Below are 21443 nucleotides of genomic sequence, written 5' to 3'. Positions count from 1 at the left end.
CTCTGTTCTAAAAATGCTTACGCTGCTGCCTTCTCGTGCTTCGCCTTGTAGTCGGCGACTGCGGCCTTGATCGCGTCTTCGGCCAGGATCGAGCAGTGAATCTTGACCGGCGGCAGGGCCAGTTCTTCGGCGATCTGCGTGTTCTTGATCGCCAGCGCTTCGTCCAGGCTCTTGCCCTTCACCCATTCGGTGATGAGCGAGCTCGATGCGATGGCCGAACCGCAGCCATAGGTCTTGAACTTCGCGTCTTCGATCAGGCCCTGGTCGTTGACCTTGATCTGCAGTTTCATGACGTCGCCGCACGCCGGCGCGCCGACCATGCCGGTGCCGACTGCATCGTCGCCCTTGTCGAAGGCGCCGACGTTGCGCGGGTTTTCGTAGTGGTCCAGTACTTTGTCCGAATATGCCATGGTGATGCTCCTTAATCTTGATTTAGTGGGCTGCCCATTGGATCGAGTTCAGGTCGATCCCCTCTTTGAACATGTCCCACAGCGGCGACAGTTCGCGCAGTTTGCCGACCTTCGATTTCAGCAGGTCGACGGCGAAGTCGATCTCTTCCTCGGTCGTGAAACGGCCGATGGTGAAGCGGATCGAGCTGTGCGCCAGTTCGTCGCTGCGGCCCAGGGCGCGCAGCACGTACGATGGTTCCAGGCTGGCCGAGGTGCAGGCCGAACCGGACGACACGGCGATGTCCTTGACCGCCATGATCAGCGACTCGCCTTCGACATAATTGAACGAGACGTTCAGGTTGTGCGGCACGCGGTGGTCCATGTCGCCATTGATGTAAACTTCTTCGATCTCGAGCAGGCCCTTGGCCAGGCGGTCGCGCAGCGCGCGGATACGCACCAGCTCACCTTCCATCTCTTCCTTCGCCAGGCGGAACGCTTCGCCCATGCCCACCAGCTGGTGGGTCGGCAGGGTGCCCGAGCGCAGGCCGCGCTCGTGGCCGCCGCCGTGCATCTGCGCCTCGAGGCGCACACGCGGCTTGCGGCGCACGTACAGGGCGCCGACGCCTTTCGGGCCATACACCTTGTGCGCGGTGAAGGTCATCAGGTCGACCTTCGATTTTTCGAGGTCGATGACCACCTTGCCGACGGCTTGCGCGGCGTCGCAGTGGAAGATGATGCCCTTCGAGCGGCACAGCGCGGCCAGCTCTTCGATCGGCTGGACCACGCCGATCTCGTTATTGACCAGCATGACCGAGACCAGGATGGTGTCCGGACGCAGCGCGGCTTCCAGCTGCTCCACGGTGATCAGGCCGTTGTCTTGCGGTTCGAGGTAGGTGGCTTCGAAGCCGACGCGCTCGAGTTCGCGCACGGTGTCGAGCACCGATTTATGCTCGGTCTTGACCGTGATGATGTGCTTGCCCTTGGTCTTGTAGAACTGGGCCGCGCCCTTGAGCGCCAGGTTGTTGCTCTCGGTCGCGCCCGAGGTCCAGATGATCTCGCGCGGGTCGGCGCCGACCATGTTCGCGACGTTCTGGCGCGCTTCTTCGACCGCGGCTTCGGCGCTCCAGCCATAGGCGTGGCTGCGCGAGGCCGGGTTGCCGAACTGCTCGCGCAGGAACGGGATCATGGCATCCGCGACGCGTGGATCGACCGGCGTGGTGGCCGAGTAGTCCAGGTAGATCGGGAAATGGGGCGCAGTCGCGAAGCTCTGCTCGGTTTTCTTGTCCAAAGGCGCGTTCATCAATTCACTCCAGTAAGCTTCAGTTTGTTCCGACGGCGGCCGGGGCGCCGCGGTGCACATGCACGACGTTCTGTTCTTTATGGCGCTGCTGGTCGACCAGGTCTTGCAGCGACACCGAATCGAGGTAGTCGACCATTTTTTCGTTCAGCGTGGTCCACAGTTCGTGGGTCATGCAGCGGGCGCCATCGGTATGGGCGCCGTGGCAATTCTCTTTGCCACCGCACTGGGTCGCATCCAGCGGCTCGTCGACGGCGATGATGATGTCGGCCACCGTCACCTTGCCCGCCGGACGGGCCAGGCTGTAGCCGCCACCCGGGCCGCGGATCGATTCGACGATCTCGTGGCGGCGCAGCTTGCCGAACAGCTGCTCCAGGTAGGACAGCGAAATGGCCTGGCGCTGGCTGATGCCCGACAGCGTGACCGGACCATTGCCTTGACGCATGGCAAGATCGATCATCGCGGTAACAGCAAAACGGCCTTTGGTGGTCAGACGCATTACAACCCCGGTTAATGTTAAAATATTCCTCTTGCTCAACTACCTCGCACCACTCTGCAACTTCTCTTGCGGGACCGGCTAAAAACCGGATTAGTTGAACGATTTAGTCAAGTATAGCAAATCGCGGACATCTTGTCTTGGCGGCCCCCAAAAACGGCGGCCGCCCCACTCCCCCTGTCATTTGAACGCCGTCGCGGCGGCCGTTATCGCTTGCGCAACAGCTCCATGGGGCCGAACAGCTGCTGCATCCCCTGGTGACCGATGAAGCTCAGGTTGTAGGGATGCTCGGCCAGCGCCTGCGGGAAGGCGGCCGTCTCGGGCAGCTTTTTCAATTGTTCGGCGATCTTGCCCCACAGAACCAGGGTCGGCGGCTGCGGCCGTTCGGCCAGCGCCGCCAGCACCGTCTGCAGGAAAGGCAGCCAGGCGCGCGCATCGATCGCCGGGGCAACGTGCTTGCGGAACACCAGCGCCGCGTTCAGCAGCAGGAAGCCATGGCCGTGCAAATTGTCCTGCAACTCGGCCAGGGTCTGGATCGTGCCGTCGCGTCCAGCCGCCTGCGCGATCGGCGCCAGCGCCGCGCCGCCGGTCGCATCAAGCTGCAAGCGGCCGCTGGCCACCAGCAGCATCTTCATGAAGTTGCGCAGCGAGGTCGCGCGGTTGACCGGTTTCGACAAGCCGCTCTCGCACCACAACTCCCCTACCGCGCCATCCATGAAACAGACGCCGGTCGCGCTCGCGGCGCGCGGATAAGGGCCTTCGCCGACCAGCACATGGCGGACACGGTCGAGCGGCTGGGCGAAGGCGGCGAACAGGCGGTGTTCGGTGGGCAGGTAGTCGTCGACCGCCAGGGCCGGCAGGTAGCCCGGGTTGGCGCGGGCGACGGCCGCGAGACCGGCCTCCAGGATGGGGCGCCACGAGGCGTCGGCCAGGTCGAGGGCGTGCAGGATCGGAGCGGGGATGGGCGCAGGAGCGGCGGTCGAGGTCATGGCGTACTGGTAAAAGAGACGAGGCCGGATTGTATCCCGCCTCGTCGATCCGGCCCGCCAGCCTGTGGTCAAGCCATCGGCATATGGCGCGAGCGGCGGCGCGCCATCCAGCCCAGCATGCCGAGACCGCCGAACATCAGCGCGACGCTCGACGCACCTCGTTATACACAACTCGTCAGTCTCCAAGTTCGCGTAGTGCTTGAAGGGTGAGAGCTGAGGCGCGCACGTCGCGCAGCCCTTCCCAGAGGGTCTTGGCACCAGGTTCGCCATCACCTTTTCGGCCCAAGAAGCCGCCCGCGCGGGCGATCAAGCGTATTACTTCGTTTAACGCCGGGTTGGGCTGGGGGCGTAATTTGTTGAGCAAGTAGGCGCCGCGTATCTCATCGGGATCAAAGAACAAGTGGGCATCCAGGTTCGGGCAGGTACGGCCCATGCGTACCAGATAGGCAATGCGCCAGGCTACGACCAAGTACAGCGCCAGTGCGCGCTCGATGCGCTCGATCGTGCCCAGCTGAAGTTCCTCGACCTTGCAGCCGTTCTTGAGCACATTGAACAGCATTTCAATTTCCCAGCGGGCGCGATACCAGTCGATCAATTCGGCCACCTCGGCCGCGCTGGTGGCGACCCGGTTCGTCAGCAGGCGCCATTCGATCGGCTTGACGCCGGCCGGAGCGCCGTGTTCACGCGCCACGATGCATGTGGCGGTCACCACCTTGCCCTTGCCCGCGTTCAGTTCGACCCGGCGTGCCCACAGCTGCTGGCGCACGATGCGCGCCTTGGCGCCCGGCCGCGCGGCCAGCGCGAACTCGATTTCCCCCAGCGGCGCGCCTTCCGTGGCATGCGGCCACAGCTTCTCGCTGTTGGGCAAGCAGCGGTTGTGCGCGGCGCGCACCAGCCAGTCCACCGGGCAGTCGAGCTGCTGCGCCCGCGCCATCAAGGGCAGCATGTCCGCCTCGCGGTCGGCCACATACACCAAGCGCGTGGCGGGCAGGCGCGGTGCCAGTTCCGCCAGTCTTTCGTAGCCTTCGATCCAGCGCAGGCTTTCCTTGGGGCCGCCGCGCTGGCCGTTGGTGTCGCGCAGCGCGCGCGCCCACATCCACACGTCCAGGATCCCCAGCGGCTCGCGCGCCGTCGTCACCGCGTAGGTGGGGTGGACGTACATGCCGCGCTGCGCTTCATAGCTGAGCGGTCCGAGGCCGCGCGCCTGCTGTCCGTTAAAGTCCAGTTCGGTCGTGTCCTGCAGACACAGCACCACCGACTGCTCGGCCATTCGCTGTTCCGTTTGCTGCCAGTGCGGCTCCAGGATTGCCCGCCAGTCGACGCCGTCATTGTCGAAGAAGCGATACGCGGCCATCGTCTCACCCCAGCCGTTACAGGCCTTTGGCACGCTCGCCGTCGGTGCCCCCGCCATTGTTTCCATCAGTGTCCTCGCTCGCCGGTTCAGGCGCGCGTCGCCCAGGTCGAGTTGCTCAAACTCCGAATCGGTCCATCCCTTCGATTTGCTCGCCAATTGCGCCACGCAAAAGACGAGAGTAAACGCGATTTTGCAAAGGTTTACAAGGGCGCTGGCAAGTCATTGAAAGTAAACGGGATTTTCAGCCGGCGTGGTGAGGCTGGCGGACTTGTGTATAACGAGGTGCGCTCGACGGCTCCGGCACCTCGGCCGCACCGGCGCTGACCGAAATATTGTCGATCGCGATATCGAAATCGGTGAAGCCGTAGAACCAGCCGGGAACGAGGGTACTGAATACCAGTTCGTCCACGCTCGACAGCACGTCGGCGAAGGTACGGCCGGGCGGCAGGCCCGGTCCCTGGGCGTCATCCGTCGTGCCGTATCCGCCCCAACCGGCCGGCAGGGCCGCCATGGTGGTGTCGGCGATCGTCACCGACAGGTGCTGCCAGCCGAGGGTGGCGTCGATGACGCCCAGGTCGAACCAGACGCTGGAGTAAGGCATGCCCTCCGGCGTATTGTCGTAATCGCGTAATTCGACGACCAGGTTGCGCGAAACCTCCTGGCCAACGTAGCGAATCGAATTGGCGATGATGTCCAGGCCGATGGTCACGCTGCCCAGCTTTGAATAATCCCCCACGTAATTCTGATTGCGGTTGCTGAAACCGATGCCGAAGTTTTCCATCACGGTGTGCAGCGCGGGAGCGCCGTTGCCCAGGCTGGTGTCGATCCATGACCCGCCCACGCCATTGGCAGGCTGCGATCCTTCCCATCCCTGGGCGCCGTTGGAAAAGTCGACGAATGAGCTGGCCGGTGCGGCCTTGACAACGGTCGCGGCCAGAGAAAGCGCCAACACAAACATTAATTTATGCAAGGTCATGATCTTCCCTATGAATATTAAAGAAAAAGGCGAATACCCACCCCTTCCAGCCAGAACCGGAATTGATTTACAGTGCGCCGAATTAAATGCAGGGGGAATGGATGAGTGATTCTAGAGCCGCCATATTCCTCGGTCTACGGCATCTCGGCACTAAATTGTCATAATTATGTAGCAAATTTACTATTGGAAATTTAATTATTCCCCATAGAAATCATTACTGTGATCGGGAATCGATTAATAAAGTTCGGGCGAATAAAGCGTCTTTGTTTAGTAAAATTAATTGGACGTTTAGCGCGTTTATTAAATGAATTGGCGATCCCGAATATGGACAATCCGGAATGTCATGAATATCTGGCGGGGAGAGATGCGGCGATGTGATGGGCGGCGCCGATACCGGGCAGCGTGGCTGCCCGGCGCGATTTACTCGGTATCCGGCTGGTGCGACGGATGCGCCGCCCTGAACGCCGGCAGCTCGATGCACAGCGAGTTGATGCGGTCGATGTTCGGATAGGCCGAGACGTCGATATTGAAGCGCTGCGCATTGAAGACCTGCGGCACCAGGTAGCAGTCGGCGATGGTCGGATGGTCGCCATGGCAGAACGGCCCGGCGCCCGGATCGCGCGCCAGGTGCGCTTCGAGCGACTGGAAGCCTTCGATGATCCAGTGGCGGTACCACTCGGTCTTGGCCTGGTCGGACAGGCCCATGTGCTTGACCAGGTAGCTCAGCACGCGCAGGTTGTTGAGCGGATGGATGTCGCAGCCGATGATCTGGGCCAGCTCGCGCACCCGGCCGCGGCCCGGCGCGTCCTTCGGCAGCAGCGGCGGCTCGGGATGGATCTCGTCGAGGTATTCGATGATCGCCATCGACTGGGTGAGCGTGATGCGGTCGTCCTGGAACGACGGCACCAGCCCGCTCGGGTTGATCTTGCGGTAGTCGTCCTGCAGGTGCTGGCCGCCGTCCTTCAGCAGGTGCACCGGCACCGCGTCGTAGGCCAAGCCCTTCAGGTTGAGCGCAATACGCACCCGGTATGCGGCCGAGCTGCGAAAATAGGTGTAGAGCTTCATCGCTGCCTCACTTGCTGTCTCATTTGCTGTCTCACTTGCTGCCTCATTTGCGCTTTTCCTGATAACGCATCACTTCCTGGTCGATCGCCCCGAAGATGCTGGCGCCATCGCCATCCAGCATCTCGATGCGCACCGTGTCGCCGAATCTTAGGTATGGCGTTTTCGGCTTGCCCTCTTCGATGGTCTCGTACATGCGCACCTCGGCCAGGCAGCAGTAGCCGACGCCGCCGTTCTCGACGCTCGAACCGTGCAGGCTGCCCTGCTTGTTCGACACCGTGCCCGAACCGATGATGCTGCCGGCGCACAGCTCGCGCGTTGCCGCAGCGTGCGCGACCAGCTGAGCGAAGCTGAAGGTCATGTCTTCGCCGGCGTTCGGACGGCCGAAGGCGGCGCCGTTGAGCGTCACCAGCAGCGGCAGGTGAAGCTTGCTGCCCTGCCAGGCGTCGCCCAGCTCGTCCGGCGTGACCGCGACCGGCGAGAAGGCGCTGGCCGGCTTGGACTGGTAGAAGCCGAAGCCCTTGGCCAGTTCGTTCGGGATCAGGTTGCGCAGCGAGACGTCGTTGACCAGCATGACCAGGCGGATCGCGCTCGCCGCCCGCTCCACGCTGGCGCCCATCGGCACGTCGCCCGTGACCACCGCCACCTCGGCCTCGAGATCGATGCCCCAATCTTCGGACAGGGCCGCGATCGGATCGCAGGGGCCGACGAAGGAATCGCCGCCGCCCTGGTACATCAGCGGATCGGTATAGAACGAGGCCGGCACCTCGGCATTGCGCGCCTTGCGCACCAGCTCGACGTGGTTGATGTAGGCCGAGCCGTCGGCCCACTGGTAGGCGCGCGGCAGCGGCGAGTGGCATTCCTGTTCGATGAAGGATTCGGCGCCGTCCGCATTACCATCGTTGAGCTGCTCGTAGACCTTTGCCAGGTGCGGCGCGACCGCGTCCCAGTCGTCCAGCGCGGCCTGCATGGTGCGCGCGATGTCTGGCACGGCTTGATACGTGACCAGGTCGCGGCTGACGACGACCAGGGCGCCGTCGCGGGCGCCGGATTTGAGGGTGGCGAGTTTCATGGGCGTTTCCTTCGATATTGCTGAGTGGCCACCATTACAAATCAAAACCCATTATCATACAAACAGTATTTTCAACCCGATTTATCAGGTTTTCTTATGAATCCCACGCTGCGCCAGATGCGCGCCTTCGTCGCCCTGGCCAAGACCGGCAATTTCACCCTTGCGGCGCAGGCGATCCACGTGACGCAGTCGGCGCTGTCCGGGCTGATCAAGGAGCTCGAACAGACCCTCGGGGCGCGCGTGGTCGACCGCAGCACGCGCCGTATCGTCCTGACCGACATCGGGCGCGAACTGTTCCCCTTATTTAGCCAGATGATCGATGACCTGGACGGTGCGCTGGCTAACGTGGCCGATCACACGCGACTCAAGAAAGGGCTGGTGCGCGTCGCGGCGCCGCAACTAATGTCGTGCACCTTGTTGCCGCAGGCGATCGCGGCCTACCGCGCCGAGCATCCCGCGATCGAGGTGCGCCTGAGCGATACCGAGGTGGAGGGCGTGATCGCGCGCGTATTGTCGGGCGAGGCGGACGTCGGCATCGGCCCCGAGCGGGTGCCGGCGCCGCCGCTGGAGGCGCGCGAACTGTTCGAGATGCCGTTCGCGCTGGTGTTTCCGGAGAATCACCCGCTGGCCGCGCTGCCGCGCCTGACCTGGCAGGACGTGGCGCACCACCCCTTCATTTCGCTGCAGGGCCAGTTCACCGAGCGGCTGCTCGATGACATGCATACCTCGCTGCGCGAGACGCCCATCAAGCCGGCGCACGAGGTGACCTTCATGACCACGGCGCTGGCGATGGTGAGCGCCGGGCTCGGGGTGACGGTCTGCCTGCCGTATGCCGAGCCGCTGGTGAAGCTGCACGGCCTGGTGCTGCGGCCACTGGACGAACCGGTGCTGACGCGGCGTTTCTTCATCTACACCCGCCCCGGCCGCTCGCTGTCGCCGGCGGCCGAGAGTTATATCAATTTCCTGTTTGGATATGTAAAACGGTCGCAACGCTGATGGCGCCTGCCGCGCTACAATGAACGGCATCTGTCTTTGCCCTGCCCTCACGATGTCCCACAATACGATCGCGATCAACCAGCGCATGAACAAGTTCGACGGCCACAAGAGCGTGTGGCTGTTCGGTTACGGTTCGCTGATCTTCAAGGCCGATTTTCCCTATCTCGACCGGCGCCCGGCCCATATCGGCGGCTGGTCGCGGCGTTTCTGGCAAGGCTCGCACGACCATCGCGGCACCGAGACGGCGCCGGGGCGCGTCGTCACCCTGGTGCCCGACGCCGGCGCGCTATGCCACGGCATGGCCTATCTGGTGACGCCGGAAGAATTCGCGCACCTGGATCACCGCGAAAAGAACGGCTACCTGCGCCTGGCGACCGAGATGCACTTCGACGACGGCAGCAGCGACGAAGGGATCGTGTACATCGCCACGCACGAGAACGAGGCTTATCTCGGTCCGGCCGACGAAATCGACATCGCGCGCCAGATCGCCACGGCGCGCGGACCGAGCGGGCCGAACAGCGAATACCTGCTCGGCCTGGCGCAGGCATTGCGCGAACTCGGCAAGCCCGACCCGCACGTGTTCGCGCTCGAGCGGCACCTTGCGGATTTCGGGGTTACGCAGCTGCGCGCTTGAGCTGCCGGTCCTGTTCGATCCGGGACAGGACTTCCATCACCTTCGCGGCGCGCGCTTGAAGCGTGCCCGTCAATACCGTGTATGCAATGCCGCGGCGGTCGAGGTCTTCCAGCACCAGCGTCTGGATGTGAGTGCGCCAGGCGGCGTTCTCGCGCACGCCGGGCTCTTCTTCATACGGGATGTCGTCGGCGCAGACGAAATGGTGCAGGTAGCGCGTGCGGCAATCGTCGGCGTAGCGCAGCAGCGCGGGCGGCGCCGGCTCGGTGACCTGGCCGAAGCACAGGCCGAGCAGCAGCGTGGTGAGCGCATTGGTGTCGACGAAGACCCAGCGGCCGGATGCCTGTCTCACCGCCTCGTCTTCGGCATCGCGGTGGCGTTCGGCGATCTCGACGTAATCGTCGGCAGTGAGCTGGCCCTGTTTTTCTTCCCAGATGAAGCGGCCGATTTCGGGGACGAAGCCAGCGTTGGACTGGCTCGCCAGATGCAGCGCCAACGTCGACTTTCCGGTCGACTCAGCACCGACGAATACCACCTTATTGACTTCCATCGATTTCATATTCCGACGTTCATCTATTCTTCTCGTCTGACGAAAAATCCGTATCTCCGCTACAGATAATGTAGTCTCAACACAACGAATAGGTCAGTGATAGCATGATCCGCAGCCCCCTTGGGTTGCTTAGTGCGGAACATTACGTTGAGAAACCCCTTAACATTCTAACTTGGAAGCTGAGTCATGCGAGTCGATTTACTTGTGCCCTTCTCTGAAAAAGACGATGCCAAGAAGCTCGGTGCACGCTGGGACGTAGCCAACAAAGTTTGGTATGTACCTGACGGCATAAACGCCGAATTATTTTCCCGTTGGATTCCTCAAGCTCCGCAATGGGGTATCCGTTCGAACCGCTATTTCATAGGTCAGACGAAGGAGGCTTGCTGGAAATGCGGCGATCTAACACACGTCTATTGTTTTGTGTTGCCCGAAGGGCATGAGACATTCGAGCCTGACATGGAGGAGGAACTTGGAACACCGTGGCTGAGACACGACTACAGTGCAATTCTTTCCTATGTCAGTGACCTTATTCCAACGGCAACAAGGCACATGCTGTCATTCACATCAAACTTCAGACGCGACTTCAGCAAGACTACCAACAGCTCGTACTGGATGAACCATTGCGAGCACTGCGGCATGAAGCAGGGGGATTTCAATATGTTCTCCGAGCCAGGAGGCGCTTTCTTCCCCGTCGATGAACGAAGCGCTTCTTCGATCACGCTATATGCGATTAACGAGCCTTTCGGCTGCGATGCAAGCGTCGGATATGGCGATAACTTCTTCGAATTCATGCGTCGAGCTTGACTGCTCCATCAATCGAGCGCCCGCTGGCGCGACTCGGTGTCGACGCACAAAACCGCGACCGCCCCCACCAGCAGGAAGCTCGACAACATCACCAGTGCCAGCGTGAAATGCGTGGTCATGACCGGTGCCACGATCGCCGGCGCGAACAGGCCGCCGAAGCGGGCGACGGCACCGGCCACGCCCATGCCGCTGGCGCGCAGCCTGGTCGGATAGACCTCGGGCGTGAACGCATACAGGGCGCCCCAGGTGCCCAGCAGCGCGAAACTCATCAGGAGCGTCGATCCCACCACCAGCGCGGTGGAACTGCCAAGGCTATAACCGAGGCAGCCGATGCTGCTCAGCAGCAGGAAACCGACCAGCGTCGGCTTGCGCCCCCAGCGCTCGACGCCATAGGCGGCCAGCGCGAAGCCGGGCAACTGGACCAGCGCCAGCACGATCAGGAATTCCTGGCCACGCATGAAGCCGAAGCCTTCGGCGCCCAGCTTGATCGGCAGGTAGACGAACACGCCATAATAGGCGATCGAGATCAGCGCCCATGCGAGAAACAGCGAAACGCTGCGGCGGCGCAGGCCGTCCCTGAACAGCGAAAGCAGTGACGACTTCTGGCGGCGCTCGGGCTGCAGCGCCGGGATGTCGACCGCGCGGCCATTGGTCCTGGCCACCCGCCCCAGCACTGCGCGCGCCTCCTCGAGCTTGCCGCTGCGGTGCAGGTACATCGGCGACTCGGGAATATAGAACCGCAGAACCACGCCGACCAGGGCCGGCAAGCCGGTGACGAAGAAGATGACGCGCCAGGCGTCGTCGCCCCACTGCACCGCCCACAGCGCCAGCACCGCCAAGCAGATCGTCCCCAGCGCCCAGAACGACTCGAGCAGCACCAGCCAGCGCCCGCGCCGGTCGCTGGGCAGGAATTCGGCCATCATCGTGTAGTCGACCGGCAGCGTCGCGCCGACGCCAATGCCGGTCAGGAAGCGCAGTGCCAAGAGCCAGGTGAAATCGGGCGCGAATGCGGACGCGACGCCGAAGCAGGCGTCGATCACCACCGCCATCATCAGCACCGGACGCCGGCCGATCCGGTCCGCCAGCCGGCCGAAGACAAAAGCGCCGATCAGCATGCCGACGAAGAACAGCGTTCCCGTCTGCAGGGCTTGCGGCATGGTCAAGCCGAAGGTCTTGGCGATCGATGGCGCGGAAAAGCCGATCGACAGCACCTGCATGGCGTCGGCCAGCCAGACCAGGCCGAAGATCATGAAGATGCGGTACTGGAAGCGGCCGACGCCGGCGGCTTGCAGGCCATGCTCCACCGACGCTGCGACTGCGCCCTGCCCGGCGGGATTCGCGGGATGTCCGCTCTGCGTTGCAGGAACTGAGGTGGCCATAGGATGTAGAAAAGAGCAACAGACGGCATTGTACGCTGGAGTCCGCAAGCGCACGTGCCGGCGTGCCGTCAACCCCGCATCCTAGAACAAATCCAGCTGCCCGGCTCCCTTGGCGTCCCGCTTCTGCATCTGCGGCACCACCAGCGGCCGCCTGAACTGCGACCCATCGAGCCGCCCGAAGCGCCCGCGCAGGTCCGAGAACCCGAGCCGCGCGGACGCCTTCTCGAAGCGCTGCCGGATCAGGTCGGCCCACACGCCCTCGCCTTTCATGCGGGTCGCGAAGTCGCTGTCGTAGTCCTTGCCTCCGCGCATCTCGCGGATGCGGTTCATCACCCGCTGCGCACGGTCCGGGAAGTGCGCCTGCAGCCACTCTTGAAACAGCGGATTCACCTCGTGCGGCAGGCGCAGCACCGTGTAGTGCGCGCCGACCGCGCCGGCGTCGCGCGCCGCTTCCAGGATGCGCTCGATCTCGGGCTCGGTCACGAAGGGGATGATCGGCGCCACGCTGACGCTCACCGGGATGCCGGCTTCGGTGAGCGTGCGGATGGTGCGCAGGCGCCGCATCGGCGCCGCAGCGCGTGGCTCCAGCGTGCGCGAAATCTCGGCGTCGAGCGTGGTGAGCGTGATGGCCGCGCACGCCAGGCCTTTGTCCGCCATCGGCGCCAGGATGTCGATGTCGCGCTCGATCAGCGACGATTTGGTGATCAGGCCGGCCGGATGGCGGCACTCGGCCAGCACTTCGAGCACCGCGCGCGTGAGCTTGCGCTCGCGTTCGCACGGCTGGTAGGCGTCGGTGTTGACGCCGATCGCGATGTGTTCGGGCACGTAGCCGGGCTTCGCCAGCTCGCGCCGCAGCAGTTCGGGCGCGTTGACCTTGGCGAACAGGCGGCTTTCGAAATCGAGTCCCGGCGACAGGCCGAGGTAGCTGTGCGTCGGCCGCGCGAAGCAATAGATGCAGCCGTGCTCGCAGCCACGGTAGGGATTCAGGGAAACGCTGAACGGGATGTCCGGTGATGTATTGCGCGAGAGGATGCTCTTGGCGATCTCGTCGGTGACCACGGTCTTGAACGCCGGCGCATCGTCGTCGTCGATCGCCCAGCCATCGTCGAAGCGCTCGCGGCCGTTGACCTCGTAGCGGCCTTGCAGGTTCGACACCGCACCGCGCCCCTTGCGCGCCAGCGGCGGCGGGGACGGCGCAAGGGCGATATGTCCGTCGTCGAACGGTTGGCGCTGGAGTGGAAAATCGATGGTGCCCATGGCTGGCGCTCCGATACTGTATATTTGTACAGTATATTACGCCGCCCGGGTGCCGAATTCAAGCGCGCACGTACGCTGCCTGTTGTGAAACAAACCCATCGAAGGCGTCCAGCAGCGCCCCGTAGCGCGCGCCATCGCCTTCGAGCTGGCCCAGCGCCTGCGCCGCCGCTTCCAGGCTCGACAGCTGGTGCGGTGCATGCGCCTTGCGGATGCGGTAGTTGGACGGCGCCACGTCGGTCAGCGCCAGCCGCGGCAGCTTCTGCAGCGCCGGATTCAGGTACAGCATCTTGCGGCTCTTGCGCCAGGTGGCGTCGAGCACCACCAGGCGCAGCGAGGACGCGGGCAACGCAGGAAACGGCAGTGGCAGGCTCGGGTCGTCCGGCATGTGCGGATACAGCAGCACCGGCGTGCGTCCGCCGGCATGCAGCAGGCCGTCCAGCACGTCCGCATCGAACGCTTCACCGACCGCCAGCTCGCTGCCCGCCACGCTCAGGTGCAGCAGCCGCCCGCTGTTCTTGGCGTTGCCGACCTCGAGCGGATGCAGCAGGACCAGCAGCGCAGCCTGGGGCGCGACCGGCGCGATCCAGCGGCAGATGCAGGCCGACTGCGCGCGCAGGCACACGGCGCAGACCGGACGTTTTACTGGCGAAACATTCACGGCGCCGGCGTCCATCCACCGCCCAGCGCCCGGTACAGGTCGACGTGGGCCGCCAGCAGGCTGGTGCGCAATTGCAGCGCATTCAGGTCGGCGTTGAAGGCCGTGCGCTGGGCGTCGAGCTCCTCCAGATAAGAAGCGTAACCGTTGCGATAGCGGTTGCCCGCCACCCGCAGCACCTCGCCCGCCGCCCGGCGCCGCGCCTCGGCCTCCACCAGCTGCCGCTGCAAGCCGTCGATCGACGCCAGCGCATTGTCCGTTTCGGCGAATGCGGTGCGCACCACGGTCTCGTAGGTATACACCGCGCGGTCGCGCACCGTGCCCGCGATCTCGGCCTGGGCGCGCAGCCGGCCGGCGTCGAACAGCGGCGCCAGCACGCTGCCGCCGATGCTCCACAACTCGGTCGGAGAGCGCAGCAGCTGCGACAGGCTGTGTCCCTGCGCGCCCAGCGAAGCCGTCAGGCGGATCGACGGCAGCAGCGCATCGCGCGCCACCGCCAGGCTGGCGTCGCTGGCGGCCACCAGGCGCTCGGCCTGGGCGATGTCGGGACGCCGGCGCAGCAGTTCCGACGGCAGCCCCGGCGCCGGCCGCGGTTCGTGCAATGCCTTGAGTTCGGCGCCGCGCGCCACCGGACCGGGGCTGGCGCCGAGCAGCACGTTCAGCGCCTGTTCCTGCAGCGCGATCTGGCGCTCCAGCTGCGGCACGGTGGCGGCGGTCGAGTGCAGCTCGGCCTCGGCCTGCGACATTTCCAGGCGCGAGCTGTAGCCGACCTCGAACTGGTGGCGCGCCAGTTCGAACGAGCGCTCGCGCGATTCCAGGGTCGCCCTGGCCAGCGCCAGCTGGGCGTCCAGGCCGAGCAGGTTCAGGTAGCCGGACGCCGTGTTCGCGGCCACCGCCAGCGCCGCGGCTTCCAATGCCGCTTCCTGCGACAGCGACTCGAAGCGCGCCGCCTCCACGCTGCCGGCGATGCGGCCGAACAGGTCCAGCTCATAACTGGCCTGCACCGCGCCGACCACCGAGGTGGTCTCGACCGGGTCGCCGAACGGGCCGATCGTGCGCGCGCGCGTCGGTCCCAGCGACAGGTTCAATGCCGGCAGCCGCGCGCTGTCGGCCACGCGGACGCGCGCCTGGTATTCCTGCAAGCGCGACCTGGCGATCTTCAGGTCGCCGTTATTGTCGAGCGCGCGCCGCACCAGACCATCGAGCACCGGATCGCCGAAGGCGCGCCACCAGTCGCGCTCGATGGCCGCGTTGGCGCCATCGCTCGCGGTGCGCCAGGCCGGCGGCACGGTGAGCGACGGTTCCGGCGCCGGCTGCGGCGCCATCGCGCAGGCCGACAGCAGCCACGGCAGCGCCGCCAGGACGAGACCACGCCGGCTCACCGCGCGGCTCCGACTTGCGCCGTATCGATCGTGGTCACCACCGACATGCCCGGCCGCAGGCGCGCGGCCAGCGGCTGGTTCGGATCGATGCTGATCCGCACCGGGATGCGTTGGGCGATCTTGACGAAGTTGCCGGTGGCGTTGTCCGGCGCGATCACCGAGAACTCCGAGCCGGTCGCCGGCGAGATGCGTTCGACGTGGCCGCGCAGCCGCGCATTGCCCAGCGCGTCGACGCTGAAGGTCACCGGCTGGCCGACGGCCACGTTGGCCATCTGCGTTTCCTTCATGTTGGCGATGACCCACATCGTGTCCGGCACCAGGGCCGTGAGCTGGGCGCCGGCATTGACGAACGCCCCCAGGCGCACCGTCACCTGGCCCAGTTGGCCGTCGCGCGGCGCGGTGATGCGGGTGTTGGCCAGGTCGATCTCGGCCAGCTTCACCGCGGCTTCGGCATTGGCGACCGCCGCCTCGAGCGCGGCGCGGTTGACGTCGACCGAGCGCAAGTTCTGGCGCGCGATCTCGATCGCGGCGCGCGACTGGTCGCGGCTGGCGCTGGCCTGGGCCTGCGTCGCGCGCGCGGCGTCGAGTTCGCGCGCCGACAGCGAACCGTCGGCGGCCAGCTGTTCCACGCGGCGCAGGTCGGCCTGGGCACGCCGGGCCTGCGCCTCGTTCGACGCCAGCAGCGCCTGGTTCTGGGCGATGGTGGCGCGCGCGCTCGACTGGCTCTGGGCGAAATTGGCGAGCGCCGCCTGGCGGTTGGCCAGTTCGGCGCGTGCCTGCGCCAGGCGCTGGGTGGGAATGCGCTCGTCGATGCGCATCAGCAGTTCGCCCTGTTTGACGTGCTGGAAATCCTGCACCCGCACCTCGACCACGTAGCCGCTCAGCTGCGGACTGATGATCGTCACCTGGCCGCGCACCAGCGCATTCTCGGTGCTCTGCAGGGTGCTGCGAAACGGCGGCAGGTTCCAGGCATACAGCACGATCAACACGCCGACGATGGCGATGGCGCCGAACGCGAGGGCGCTCAGCAGGATGCGTCTGGAACGGTTTGGTACGGTCGATGGTTCTGGCATATCAATCGGTCACGGGGTCGGGTGGGGGTGGGGTTCCCGGCTTGGGCGCGGGGGTCGGCACGGCTTGCACGGCCGGGAAGCAGTGCAGCCACACGGCATGCAGGAAGATCCAGGCCGCGCTCGCCGCGGCCAGGGCGGCCAGCACCAGGAACACGTCGTTATAGGCGAGGATATTGGCTTCGCGCGTCGCGGTCGTCGACAGCGATTGCAGGCTCTGGCGCGTCGCGGCGGCGGGGTCGGCCAGCAGGCGCCCGGCCGCGGCGGCGCCGGACTGGATGCGGCTGGCCACCAGCGGATCCAGGCTCGAGAGGCCCTCGACGATCAGCGACGAATGGTATTTTTCGCGGATCACCTGGAAGGTGCCCACCAGGCTCGAACCGAGCAGGCTGCCCAGGTTCTGCGTGAGGCCGAACAGCACCGAAAAGCTGATCAGGTTCTGCGGATTCGGGATCACGGCGCCGAGCAGCGACACCACCAGGGGGCCGAGGAACAATGTACCGCCGAAGGCGAGCAGGCTCTGGCTCAGGTACATCTGCTCGGGCCGCGTCTGGTTGCTGGCATGGGCGTCGATCCAGGCGCCCAGCGCCATGCACAACAGCGCGATCACCTGCGGCGCCACCAGGTGCTTGACGTTGATGGTCAGCGCCGACACCACGATCCCGGCCACCGTGGCGGCCAGTACGATCGCGTACAGGGTCTGCAGCTGGTCGTTGTCCAGGCCCACGGCGCGCAGGAAGCCGACCGCGCCCACGCTCTGCTCCGACAGCACGATGCGCACCAGCAGCATCGACAGCGCCAGGCGCGCGATATTGCCGCTGGCCAGCCAGCGCAGGTTCAGCAGCGGATTGGCGCGGTTATGCTCGACGCATAGCGCGGCCGCCAGCAGCAGGATCGCGCCGGCCAGCGCCATCCCGATCCAGGCACGCTCGAACCACCACTCCACCCGGCCGAAGCTGATCGCCGCGCACAGCAGCGCCATGCCCGGCGCGAACAGCGCGAAGGTGACGAAGTCGGTCGGCCGGAAGGCCTTGATGTAGTCGCCCGGCGGCAGCTTGAGCAGCAGCACGGCGCCGAGCGACACCAGGGCCAGGCCCAGCTCGAACAGGTACAGGCCGCGCCATTCGGCGATCTGCAGCAGGTCGTTGGAAAAGATGTAGGCCAGCGGCAGCGCCAGCTGGGCCGCCCCCATCGCCAGCGCCACCCCGCGCAGGCGCCATTCCTTCTTGAACCCTTGCAGGATGTAATACAGGCCGAGCGGCGACACCGCCGCCGCCAGCATGCCGTGGGCGGCGCGCACCGCGATCGCCGAAGCGAGGTCGTTGACGAACAGGTGGGCGAAGGTCACCAGCGCATACAGCACCAGGAAGATCTCGGTGAACAGGCGCAGGCCGAACTGTTGCCGGAATTTCACCAGCAGCAGGTTCATCGAGGCGTTGGCCATCACGTAGGCGGCCGGCAACCAGGTGGTTTCGGTGGAATAGGCGCCCAGCACGCCCTGCAGGTGGACCAGGTTGACGGTCACCAGTGCGTTGCCGAGACCGCCCGTAATGGTGATCAGGACACCGACGAACAGGTAGGCGAAACGCAGTGGGGTCGGATGCGCCGGCGTGGACGGCGAGCCGGGCATCATCGGCCTTTCGTCGGGTGCCCACTCGCGCGGCGCATACTTGCTCATGCGTAATTTCCCTTACCACTCATAGGGAGGCGATGATACTCCTTTGTCAAAAAACGCGTCGGATGTCACTTTCGCCACACACAAAAATATACCTGTCGATCTGGTCAACCGGATATTGCTCTCAAGATTTACTCGTCCTAGACTCGGGTTTATGCCGTAAGGAAATTGTTCCGTATGGCAGCATTACCAGAGTCATCCATGTCGAGAACACCGTCCGTCCGCACCCTGATCTCCACTTCGATTGCCGCGCTGGCCATGCTGCCAGCCGTGGCGCACCTGCAGGAACTGCCGGCTGCCGCCCCTGCCCAGCTCGATTACCGCATGAACGAGCACGTCGTCCAGGTGCCCGCCGGCGATGGCGGCGTCACGCTCGAGACCACCGTGTTCCAGCCGGACGGTCCCGGCCCCTTCCCGCTGATCGTCATCAACCATGGCAAGGATCCCGGCCGCCCCAGCCTGCAACCGCGTGACCGCTTCTATTACATGGCCAGCGCCTTCGTGAAGCGCGGCTATGCGGTGATGGTGCCGATGCGCCAGGGCTTTTCGAAGTCGGGCGGCCGCTACCGCGACCATGGCTGCGACATGACGGCCAATGGCTATACGCAAGCCGAAGACATCCGCTCGACCCTTGACTATGCGCGCCGCCAGCCCTGGGTCGATGCTGAGCGCATGGTGGTGGCCGGCCAGTCGTATGGCGGCCTGGCCACGATCGCCCTCGGCACCGAAGACTTGCCGGGCGTGCGCGGCCTGATCAACTTCGCCGGCGGCCTGCGCGACGACAGCGACCGCTGCGCCTGGCGCTCGCAGCTGGTGTCGGCCTTCGCCGAATACGGCGCCAGGGCGAAGGTGCCGAGCCTGTGGATGTATGGCCAGAACGACTCGCTGTTCGGCCCGGAACTGGCCGGACGCATGCACGCCTCCTATGTCCAAGCCGGCGGCCGCGGGCGCCTGGTGGAGTTCCCGTCATTCAAGCGCGATGCCCACGGCATGCTGGCCAGCCGCGACGGCGAGAAGGTGTGGCTGCAAGATACGGAACGGTTCCTGAAAGAGATCGGCATGCCGACCGCGGTCGTGGTCGACGTCCCGCCTCCGCCGAGCCAGCCGCGCACCGATTACGCCGGGGTGGACGACGTCGACGCCGTGCCCTTCCTGTCCGAGCACGGCCGCCGCGCCTACCGCGACTACCTGACCAAGATGACGCCGCGCGCCTTCGCCGTGTCGCCGAGCGGCGGCTGGACCTGGGCCGAGGAAGGCGAAGACCCGGAAGGCCGCGCGCTGGCCACCTGCTCGGCCAAGAGCAAGGATCCGTGCCGCCTGTACTCGGTCGACGACTACGTGGTGTGGACCGACGGCCGCCTGGAGCAGGCCGAGAAGGCTGCCGCCACCGCATCGACCGCGCCGGCGCCGGGCGCCACGCCGGCGACGGCGGTCTCGGAGCCGACCACGTCGGTCGGCAGCACCACGGTGCGCTGACCATGTGAGTAATAAACACAGGGAATTTGACACGGCATTGTCAAGCGGCATGCGCATGTTTCCTTGCGTGAATTTTAATTCCTTCGCCGCGGGTCGACACAGCGCAAACCCGACCGTCGTCCTACCTCCGACAATGTGCTTGACGCATTTATCGGAGAAGCCAGATGGTTCGATTCGCTCGCGCCTGCGCCGCCCTGCTGGTTGCGCTGGGCATGTTCGCCGCTCCCGCCTGCAGCGCGGCGAATAACTATCCCGTCATCCTCGTCCACGGCTTCCTCGGCTTCGGACCCGAGGAATTCCAGCACAGCGGCTTCAATTACTGGGGCGGCTATGGCGACATCGCCTCGCAGATGCAGATCTACCGCGGGCCACGCGCCGTGTTCGCCGCGGCGGTCGGCCCGATCTCGTCCAACTGGGACCGCGCGGCCGACCTGTATGCCCAGATCAAGGGCGGCTGCGTCGACTATGGCAAGGCCCATGTGCGCGACCACGGCTTGCCCGGCCAGGTGCAAAAGCCGCCCGGCAAATGCTGGGCCGCCGACCCGCGCAACAACCCGCAAGACTATCCGCTGGCCCTGTACCCGGCCTGGGACCAGGACCACCCGATCCACATGATCGGGCACAGCCAGGGCGGCACCACGATCCGGGCGCTGATCGAGCTGCTCGAACACGGCTCGCCGCAAGACGAAGGCGACGGCGAACTGTTCAAGGGCGGCAAGGTCGGCTGGATCCGCAGCGTGACCACGATCTCGGCGCCGCACAACGGCACCACCCTCACCGATGCCGTGTTCAACATCCTGCCGGGCATCCGCCTGCCGCTGCGCGACGTGCTCGGGCACCGGGTGGCGGGCTGGGAACTGGCGCCGGACGGGGCGCGCGAATTCAATCTATGGGCGCGCACCTCGCCGCACATCTATTATTTTTCGGTCGGCACGGTAGCCACCGAGGGCGGCGCCTGGTGCTGCAACGGCACCGACCGCGTGGTCGCCCCGGTCCAGACCACGCTGTTCCAGTATGCGCGCGCCGACATGATCCCCTATTTCAAATCCTTTGCCGGCGAGTGGATCGTGCCTTCGGTGGCGCAGCGCGGCATGGGCAGCTATACCCTCGACCTGCCCAACCGCGTGAAGATCGACAGCGACTGGTTCTCGAACGATGGCGTGGTCAACACGATCAGCATGCGCTCGCCGAACGGCCACCCGGCGCGCGACTACGACGGCACGGCCGTGCGCGGGGCCTGGAATTTCCTCGGCAACTACAAGGGCTACGACCACTTCGACATCCTGAACTGGCCCAACCAGGGGCCGTCGGCCGACAAGCTCTATGAGCAGATCAGCGACATCATCTTCGCCTTGTAAGCCTCAGGCGAGGCTCCCGATGCGCACGATGTGCACCCGGTCGGGCTGGTCGACCAGCATGCACACCTTGCCGCTGCGCTTGCAGTGATCCTGCACGCGCCAGTAGTCGCCATGGCTCAGGCAACCGGTCTGGCAGATCACCAGGTCGGCCGCTTCCAGGCTGGCTTCGAGGCTGGCTTCGAGGCTGGCGTCGAGTGCGCGCGGCAAGGCGTCGTCGGCCCGCGCAGCATGGCCGGCCAGTTCGCCTGCATGCAGCCGGCGCGTCAGCTCGTGCACGCGCGCCTGCAAGGCCTCGACCTGGCGGCCCATGGCGGCGCGCCGCTTCAGGCCCGGCGCCGCTTGCTCGAGCGCGGCGCGGTCTTCGCGTTCCCAGGCCAGCGCGCTGAGGCTGCGGATCGCCGCCGCGCGCGTGCGCATTAGCTCGGCATCGAGCCGTCGGATGCGCTCGGCCTGCTCGTGCAACAGGGCCGTGCAGCGCGCCTGGAGTTGGGCATGGGCGCGCAACAGCGTCCCATGCTCGCATAGCAGTCGATCGACGTCCCGTTCGGCCAGCATCGGCACCCCCTGTGAAGAAC

At 65.3% G+C, this 21443-nt stretch carries 21 protein-coding genes; 5 read left to right on the top strand and 16 right to left on the bottom strand.

Translation table 11 applies throughout. From position 1 onward, the window contains the following. Nucleotides 1–17: 17 nt before the first annotated feature. The 8 genes from iscU to HMPREF9710_RS10960 form a co-directional block, all read right to left on the bottom strand. Nucleotides 18–410: a Fe-S cluster assembly scaffold IscU gene (iscU, locus tag HMPREF9710_RS10995; RefSeq protein WP_005666324.1), complete on the bottom strand. Its 393-nt coding sequence runs from the start codon at nt 408–410 to the stop codon at nt 18–20. Nucleotides 411–432: 22 nt separating this feature from the next. Beyond that, on the bottom strand, nt 433–1689 hold the full coding sequence (locus tag HMPREF9710_RS10990; protein ID WP_005666322.1) for an IscS subfamily cysteine desulfurase: 1257 nt from the start codon (nt 1687–1689) through the stop codon (nt 433–435). 19 nt (nt 1690–1708) lie between these two features. Continuing rightward, on the bottom strand, nt 1709–2185 hold the full coding sequence (gene iscR, locus HMPREF9710_RS10985; RefSeq protein WP_005666320.1) for a Fe-S cluster assembly transcriptional regulator IscR: 477 nt from the start codon (nt 2183–2185) through the stop codon (nt 1709–1711). 203 nt (nt 2186–2388) lie between these two features. Next, entirely contained in the window at nt 2389–3171 is a 783-nt protein-coding gene (locus HMPREF9710_RS10980; protein WP_005666319.1) for a uracil-DNA glycosylase family protein, read from the bottom strand. Nucleotides 3172–3346: 175 nt separating this feature from the next. After that, complete coding sequence (locus HMPREF9710_RS10975) at nt 3347–4681, bottom strand: IS4 family transposase (protein ID WP_040775003.1); 1335 nt, start codon at nt 4679–4681, stop codon at nt 3347–3349. Nucleotides 4682–4766: 85 nt separating this feature from the next. After that, nucleotides 4767–5501, bottom strand: a complete 735-nt coding sequence (locus HMPREF9710_RS10970) for a hypothetical protein (RefSeq protein ID WP_005666317.1) — start codon at nt 5499–5501, stop codon at nt 4767–4769. 420 nt (nt 5502–5921) lie between these two features. Then, nucleotides 5922–6566: a maleylacetoacetate isomerase gene (gene maiA / locus HMPREF9710_RS10965; RefSeq protein ID WP_005666315.1), complete on the bottom strand. Its 645-nt coding sequence runs from the start codon at nt 6564–6566 to the stop codon at nt 5922–5924. A 43-nt stretch (nt 6567–6609) separates the two neighbouring features. Then, a complete protein-coding gene (locus tag HMPREF9710_RS10960; protein ID WP_005666314.1) occupies nt 6610–7635 on the bottom strand; it encodes a fumarylacetoacetate hydrolase family protein in 1026 nt (341 codons plus the stop codon). Between the two features lie 96 nt (nt 7636–7731). Between HMPREF9710_RS10960 and HMPREF9710_RS10955 the strand changes: the two genes are divergently transcribed. Together HMPREF9710_RS10955 and HMPREF9710_RS10950 are read left to right on the top strand one after the other, a co-directional pair. Then, nucleotides 7732–8631, top strand: coding sequence for a LysR family transcriptional regulator (locus HMPREF9710_RS10955; protein WP_005666313.1), 900 nt, complete (start codon nt 7732–7734; stop codon nt 8629–8631). 52 nt (nt 8632–8683) lie between these two features. After that, a complete protein-coding gene (locus HMPREF9710_RS10950) occupies nt 8684–9265 on the top strand; it encodes a gamma-glutamylcyclotransferase (RefSeq protein ID WP_005666311.1) in 582 nt (193 codons plus the stop codon). Here the strand turns inward: HMPREF9710_RS10950 and HMPREF9710_RS10945 are convergent. Continuing rightward, on the bottom strand, nt 9246–9812 hold the full coding sequence (locus HMPREF9710_RS10945; protein WP_229409778.1) for an AAA family ATPase: 567 nt from the start codon (nt 9810–9812) through the stop codon (nt 9246–9248). The genes HMPREF9710_RS10950 and HMPREF9710_RS10945 overlap by 20 nt on opposite strands. A 186-nt stretch (nt 9813–9998) precedes the next feature. On the opposite strand from HMPREF9710_RS10945, the gene HMPREF9710_RS10940 reads away from it, so the two are divergent. Further along, complete coding sequence (locus HMPREF9710_RS10940; RefSeq protein ID WP_005666309.1) at nt 9999–10616, top strand: DUF5710 domain-containing protein; 618 nt, start codon at nt 9999–10001, stop codon at nt 10614–10616. 8 nt (nt 10617–10624) lie between these two features. On the opposite strand, the gene HMPREF9710_RS10935 is transcribed toward HMPREF9710_RS10940, so the two are convergent. From HMPREF9710_RS10935 to HMPREF9710_RS10910, 6 genes are all read right to left on the bottom strand, one after another. Then, entirely contained in the window at nt 10625–11866 is a 1242-nt protein-coding gene (locus HMPREF9710_RS10935) for an MFS transporter (protein WP_307160570.1), read from the bottom strand. Between the two features lie 210 nt (nt 11867–12076). Further along, nucleotides 12077–13252, bottom strand: coding sequence for a PA0069 family radical SAM protein (locus HMPREF9710_RS10930; RefSeq protein WP_005666306.1), 1176 nt, complete (start codon nt 13250–13252; stop codon nt 12077–12079). Between the two features lie 58 nt (nt 13253–13310). Next, complete coding sequence (locus HMPREF9710_RS10925; protein ID WP_005666305.1) at nt 13311–13925, bottom strand: tRNA-uridine aminocarboxypropyltransferase; 615 nt, start codon at nt 13923–13925, stop codon at nt 13311–13313. After that, the gene (locus HMPREF9710_RS10920; RefSeq protein WP_005666304.1) at nt 13907–15289 is read right to left on the bottom strand and encodes an efflux transporter outer membrane subunit; all 1383 of its coding nucleotides are present in this window, start codon (nt 15287–15289) and stop codon (nt 13907–13909) included. Before HMPREF9710_RS10920 ends, HMPREF9710_RS10925 begins: the two co-directional genes overlap by 19 nt. After that, the gene (locus HMPREF9710_RS10915) at nt 15286–16362 is read right to left on the bottom strand and encodes an HlyD family secretion protein (protein ID WP_005666303.1); all 1077 of its coding nucleotides are present in this window, start codon (nt 16360–16362) and stop codon (nt 15286–15288) included. The genes HMPREF9710_RS10920 and HMPREF9710_RS10915 overlap by 4 nt, the downstream gene beginning before the upstream one ends. 1 nt (nt 16363) lies before the next feature. Then, nucleotides 16364–18037, bottom strand: coding sequence for an MFS transporter (locus HMPREF9710_RS10910; RefSeq protein ID WP_005666302.1), 1674 nt, complete (start codon nt 18035–18037; stop codon nt 16364–16366). Between the two features lie 198 nt (nt 18038–18235). Between HMPREF9710_RS10910 and HMPREF9710_RS10905 the strand changes: the two genes are divergently transcribed. After that, the gene (locus HMPREF9710_RS10905; RefSeq protein ID WP_005666301.1) at nt 18236–19510 is read left to right on the top strand and encodes a dienelactone hydrolase family protein; all 1275 of its coding nucleotides are present in this window, start codon (nt 18236–18238) and stop codon (nt 19508–19510) included. Nucleotides 19511–19674: 164 nt separating this feature from the next. Beyond that, entirely contained in the window at nt 19675–20868 is a 1194-nt protein-coding gene (locus HMPREF9710_RS10900; protein WP_005666300.1) for an esterase/lipase family protein, read from the top strand. 3 nt (nt 20869–20871) lie between these two features. Here the strand turns inward: HMPREF9710_RS10900 and HMPREF9710_RS10895 are convergent, their stop codons facing one another. Next, nucleotides 20872–21423, bottom strand: coding sequence for a DUF2325 domain-containing protein (locus HMPREF9710_RS10895; RefSeq protein WP_005666299.1), 552 nt, complete (start codon nt 21421–21423; stop codon nt 20872–20874). Nucleotides 21424–21443 lie beyond the last annotated feature (20 nt).

Source organism: Massilia timonae CCUG 45783 (genome assembly GCF_000315425.1).
GTDB lineage: Bacteria > Pseudomonadota > Gammaproteobacteria > Burkholderiales > Burkholderiaceae_D > Telluria > Telluria timonae.
This window is presented reverse-complemented; position numbering and strand designations above follow the sequence as displayed.